This is a genomic window from Sporosarcina aquimarina, assembly GCF_023715615.1.
Taxonomy (GTDB): Bacteria; Bacillota; Bacilli; order Bacillales_A; family Planococcaceae; genus Sporosarcina; species Sporosarcina aquimarina_A.
In genome coordinates this window covers 1-255 of the sequence record NZ_JAMBOM010000034.1, presented here as the reverse complement: position 1 = coordinate 255, position 255 = coordinate 1, and the positions used below count along the sequence as shown (strand labels likewise).

Genomic DNA, 255 nt, shown 5'->3' with positions numbered 1-255 from the left:
ACAGCTCCCCGAAGCATATCGGTGTTAGTGCCGTCCTTCTTAGGCTCCTAGTGCCAAGGCATCCGCCGTGCGCCCTTTCTAACTTAACCAAAAAGTTAACGTTCTTCTTTCATTCAGCGATGAATGAGAAGAAAGAACAAAAGAATCGCTGTTCGGCTCACTACGAATAGTGTCCGACTCGGTTGATTGTCTTGATTTGTTGCTTCAATGTCGTTTTATCCAGTTTTCAATGAACAAGTTTGAAGAGTATTTAGC

The 255-nt window shown here is 43.5% G+C and carries 1 rRNA gene; it reads right to left on the bottom strand.

Features of this window, described 5'->3' with window-relative positions:
• Window positions 1-89: ribosomal RNA gene (locus tag M3197_RS17270) — 23S ribosomal RNA — on the bottom strand; the annotation flags it as partial.
• Window positions 90-255 lie beyond the last annotated feature (166 nt).